Annotated in this window: 4 protein-coding genes; 1 reads left to right on the plus strand and 3 read right to left on the minus strand. The window is 43.9% G+C overall.

Annotated elements, in window-relative coordinates; translation table 11 throughout:
- Positions 1–70: 70 nt before the first annotated feature.
- Positions 71–505: a hypothetical protein gene (locus tag KDK14_RS03635; protein ID WP_257263658.1), complete on the minus strand. Its 435-nt coding sequence runs from the start codon at positions 503–505 to the stop codon at positions 71–73.
- 218 nt (positions 506–723) lie between these two features.
- On the opposite strand from KDK14_RS03635, the gene KDK14_RS03640 reads away from it, so the two are divergent.
- The gene (locus KDK14_RS03640) at positions 724–2,376 is read left to right on the plus strand and encodes a hypothetical protein (RefSeq protein ID WP_257263659.1); all 1,653 of its coding nucleotides are present in this window, start codon (positions 724–726) and stop codon (positions 2,374–2,376) included.
- Between the two features lie 278 nt (positions 2,377–2,654).
- Here KDK14_RS03640 and KDK14_RS03645 read toward each other — a convergent pair whose 3' ends face one another.
- Together KDK14_RS03645 and KDK14_RS03650 are read right to left on the minus strand one after the other, a co-directional pair.
- Positions 2,655–4,151 (minus strand): J domain-containing protein, encoded by a 1,497-nt coding sequence (locus KDK14_RS03645; protein WP_257263660.1) that lies wholly within the window; start codon positions 4,149–4,151, stop codon positions 2,655–2,657.
- A gap of 290 nt (positions 4,152–4,441) precedes the next feature.
- Positions 4,442–5,041, minus strand: a complete 600-nt coding sequence (locus KDK14_RS03650) for a hypothetical protein (RefSeq protein ID WP_257263661.1) — start codon at positions 5,039–5,041, stop codon at positions 4,442–4,444.
- Positions 5,042–5,144 lie beyond the last annotated feature (103 nt).

Genomic DNA, 5,144 nt, shown 5'->3' on the forward strand with positions numbered 1-5,144 from the left:
CGGGGCATTAACAGAGAGCGAAATAGTCCTATGACTATGTTTACTCACATTTATATATAGGAACAGTATTTCACCTTACCTTGCTGGTTCTGTCCGGTTTGGTCAGTACATCCCTGGCCTTTTCCAGGGCAGCATACTCATCAATAAACCAGCCGACGCATCGTTCCGTGCTGATGGGCACACCTGACTCATTAACGGGCTGATAAACAATCCACCACCGCTCGTCTGGTCGAGGGTCGTTGTAGACAAAGACATATTTCATATCGCCCCGGTCGGTAATGGCGACCGTTACCTTGTCGTAGGGTGTATAAGGGCATACATCTTCCATCAGAAACACATAAGTAGGTTTGCCCTGATTGAACTCAATGTACTGAAATTCTTTCATCTGGCGAAAGGTATTCAGTGCCTTTTCGATCTCGGAATTCATCAGGTGGTCGGGAATGTTGTTATCCCACGAAAATTTGCCGTTCATTGATGGCTTTTTAACAAGGAATGATCTGTTCATACTGCATAGTCCTTTACATTGTTTAAACTTTTAGACCGTGCGTACCAGATTAAGTTCCGTGGCATGCTCACCAACAGGGTTCAGGGAATAGAGGTTTGAACTTTTTGAGATTCTCTGAGTCTGAATGGGGAATGCTTTGATTTTTATCTTTGCATTTTTACCAAACAGTTAAATTATCGGCTTAATTTCCTCGTTAACCAAAACAGGAGTAATACTTGATGGCAATGCCTTCTGCCGTAACCTTGAATGGTCACCCCGGGGCTCAGGCAGTATCCGATGCTTTAGTCAGCCCCGCCACCGGGGCTGAAGAAGAACGCAAATCCTCTATGTCAGGCCGTGAGGTTCAACAAGCCACAGAGCTGACAGGTAAATCCTTACCGGGCGCTTTGCAGCAGACAGAAACTGCGACCCCTGAAATGCTGAAACAGAGGCAGGTTGTAAACTCTGGCGAACAATGCACAGAGGCGTCCTTGATCACGCAGGCAACTGCCGCGGCGATGGATATTGAACAGGCAAAAAATTATGTTGCTGACTTGTGTCATGAGATAGGCTTGGCGGATGTACATAAAAAGCATTTCAATGCACTGCTGGAGTCGGTTACCACCATGTTTCAAAGTGCTTGTCCACCGGCCAGGGAAAACCTGATACCACCGGACCGGACAAACCTGATAGCCTTTTTGCAACTGCCCTGCCTGAAAAATAACTTTACCGACCTGCCCGTAAACCAAAGGCCTGTCGATCTGGATGTACTCAATGCAATTAAGCTCATGTGTCGTGATCTGGGCATTCCGGATGCGCAAGCCGTGGAAGCTCTGCTGACGCTGCCCTGCCTGAAAAAATTTTGGACAGGCAACGATGAAGCGGTCAAGGACGAGAAAATCGATAGATCAACGCTTTCCAACGTTGCCCAGATGCATCGAAACAAAGGCCTGGCAGACCCATCGGCCGTGGATGATTTCCTGCGTTCGTCTTGCCTGAGAGAGGGCTGGACGGGCAACGATGAGGCCGTTAAGAACGAATCTTTCAACTGTCAGGTGTTTGATACAATCACCGATATGTGTGACGGTCTGGGCTTGCCGGACCTGTCGGAACTGCAAGCCTTTCTGGAACAGCCCTGCCTGAGAGAGCGCTGGTCGGGCAACGACGAGTGGGTCAGGGGCAATCCGATCGACGGTGATCGACTCTGGCAAATCGGCAGCATGTATGATTCCAAAGGCTTACCGAATCTGTTGGACCTGAACACCTTTATGAATCAGGCCTGCCTGAGAGAGGGCTGGACGGGCAACGACGAGGCTGTCAAGAACAAACCTGTCAACGATCCAGTGTTCGATTGGATCACCACTAGCCTCTGCAGCGGCAAAGGCATACCGGAACCCCGGGGCCTGAGAGACTTCTTGAGTCTGGCTTGCCTGAAAGAGGGCTGGACCGGCGACGACGATGCTGTTAGGGACAAGCCAATCGACTGCACAACGCTCAGCATAATCTGCGCCTTTTGTCCAGAAGAAAATGTGTTGCTAAACCCGCAGGACGTGCAAGCCCTGCTGAATCTGTCTTGCCTGAGGGAGGGCTGGATGGGCGACGACGAAGCGGTCAGGAACAGCCCGATCAACAATTTTGTGGCCAACACTATCTCCAGCATTTGTTTGTTTAAAGGCATACCAGACCCGCAGCACCTGACAGCCTGGCTGACTCAAGCGTGCCTGAGAGAGGGCTGGACCGGCGATGACCAGGCAGTCAAGGACAAACCCATAGACTCAAATCTGCTCTACGATATTTTCTTCATGAAGTATCGCGGTGTCGGCTTGCCGGGGATGGCGGAAGTGAAAGCGGAAGTGGAAGCCTTTCTTCAAGAGAGGATTAGATTGGCATAACTTTACTCGACTTTTGTCCCGATTGAGCGCACCTTGACCGGAAAGTAGAACAGATTGTCGAATAAGGTTTTTCCCGTTACTGGTAAGGGGAAAACCGCATGAGCGTCTCGCAGGATGAATCCCACTGCTTTAGCTGTGGGAGGATGTCAATATTAAGGAATTGGCCAAGTGTAGTAGCCAAACATGTGTCCATCAGAAAAAAAATGTGATCAGTGGTATCCGATTTGAATTTATTTTGTCTTAATGCAATTTCCTGTTCCTCAAGAACATACAGCACATCATGAAAAGTATTTTCTAAGCCTGTGATAGGCTTCATCCACCTTTTGAAACTGAAGTTTAGTCCCGCCCTTGTCGGGATGATGTTTTTTGGCTGCTTCATGGTAAGCTTTTTTCAGTTCGCCAAGACTTGGCGTACTATTGCTATCCAGGCCAAGCGTTTCCAAATCGGCAGGGTCATAGCTATTTACTTTTTCTCCTTCAAGGCTTGCATCCCATCCCCACCATTCAGGTGGATTCTCACTGAGATACTCGAAAGCATTGCTATAGGCCTGTCGCTTCTGCTCAGATTTCACATCATTCTTTTCTTCAAGCATTCTGAGTTTGTCAAGATAAGCTTCATTTAATTGCTCTCGAGTATAGGTTTTTTTCTCATAATTCAACCCAAGCACGTTGAGAGAGTTCACTAATTTTGAGCCTTTATAGGTGACTTCCGTATACAGTTCTTGTCTGACGGCCAATAATTCTCTGAATGTTTTTCCCAATGTTGTGTTTTCTGAATAATTAGAAATATTTCCGGGTTTTTTCAGAAAATCTTCAGCACCGGAGATACCACCTTCTGATAAAACTTCATTTAACCTTTTCTCTGCATAAACCTTAATTGCGTCTAATCGAGACGGATGTTTATCCGGAAAACCCTTTTCTTTAGTCATCTCTGTATAAGCCAGTTTTTTTACTTCAGCAGAAGACATAAGTTTAATAATGTCTGACCAGTTATCTTTTTCGGACAAATAGACAACATCTTTGGCTTTGACTATTTTAGAGAAGGCACTTCTGGCTTCAATACCTAACAATTTATTTGGCTCATATTGATTCTTGGTATTAATGTGTTTTACCGCACCATCAATACCATCCGACTCAATAATCTCTGCTATTCTTTTACGCGCATAAGCATTTACAGCCATGACCCGGGGTGGGTCGGTATCCTTAAACCCTTTTTTACTAGACATCTTGACAAACGCAAGTTTTTTTAACTCTACCGTATCCACTAAATTAATTAATTCTTGCCATCCTTGTTGATTAGTAGGTTTCCATCTTTCATCAAAGTAATGTCCAGTCATTTCCCAGACTTCATCAGCAGTGAAGTGTTGTTCAGGTAAAGGTGGTGGGGTCTCATCATCAAGTGAATCAACGTCAGAGAAATGACTCTCTATCTGGCTCTCAAAACGCCTGGTTTTATCTGGCTTGGCATATATGGGCTCAGGAGCAGACTTGCAAGTAACTTGCTCATATTGAGACAAAACAGTTAAAGTGTCTTCTACAGTAACACTATTTCTATTCTTTAATGATATGGCAGGTTTGGCACCTGTAGCAGCAATCTCACATTCCAGATTATGTAGATACTGTTTTATATCATCGCTTGGTTTTACTTTATATTTCTTCAAATTTTCTCGGGTTGTGAAAGAACCTTCGTGTAATTCTAATGTTTCATTTTTCTGAATGCCCTGCAGATCTATAAATCTTGCTAAACCTTGTGCTAAAGATACCCCGGAACTCATTTTCAACTCCTCACTAACATTAATTTGATACTATCTTAGTCGGACATTTGATGAAAAAATATAGAATCAGGTGAAAGTAAGTACAAGCAAAACAGGATTTCCTGAAACCTCATCTCAACAGGTTGTCAAAAAAATGCTGTCGTTTGATGCCGGACGTGCTCAATTTATTGCCAATCCAAGGCCATTATTCGTTTTTAACCTGCTGTTTTTAATAAAGTACTGATGAAGTTGGCGGGATTTCCTGACAAAACAGGATAGATTGCGGCTGGGCACAATCTATTCTTATTCGTTTATGCGGTATTTGGATTAAGAGGTTTAGTTTGCGCATCAAACCATGCAACGCCCTCTTCATCCATTTCTCCTAATAAGAGATAATTGTTGTTAACCAGAAAATTTACAATATTCTCAACATCTGTAGGTGTGACATAGAGCCCGGTTGAAGGAAGATTTTTTAGCACTTCAGTAGGAAGACCAGATTTTATACACTCGAGAACAGCCCATGCGCAGTTTTTGGTGATGGGATTGTATTCCCCTTTTTCTTTTATTTCTGAAGCCCTTTTCCTCATGGCGCATGTATCTAAACCAACTAATGGAATTGGTTTATACGTACCTTCTTTTAAACTATCAACACTCCTGCCCTCAAGAGTATGTAATTCAATTAGAGGGTTTGCAAAGCCTAAATTTTCAAAGACTTTAAACGATATTCCCCATGCAGCAAACACTGCTAAATTTGCAGGAATTAATACTCGCAATGGAAAAAACAAACCATAATATAATCCGATTATCAAAGATAGCTCTAATTTTTTTTCTAAAATTATAGTCAGGGGTTTTTGCGTTCCGGGAATACCACCAAAAGATATTACATTATCAGATCTTTCCCGCTCACCCAAGCATTCATCACCCCCCCCCCATTAAGGCACCTGCATGTTTGTTATTAAGAGTTATTACAGCTGTATCATTACAAATATCTTCAGGCTTGACTCTACTTATTTC

The organism is Endozoicomonas sp. ONNA2 (genome assembly GCF_024606365.1).
In the GTDB taxonomy this organism is placed as follows: Bacteria; Pseudomonadota; Gammaproteobacteria; order Pseudomonadales; family Endozoicomonadaceae; genus Endozoicomonas.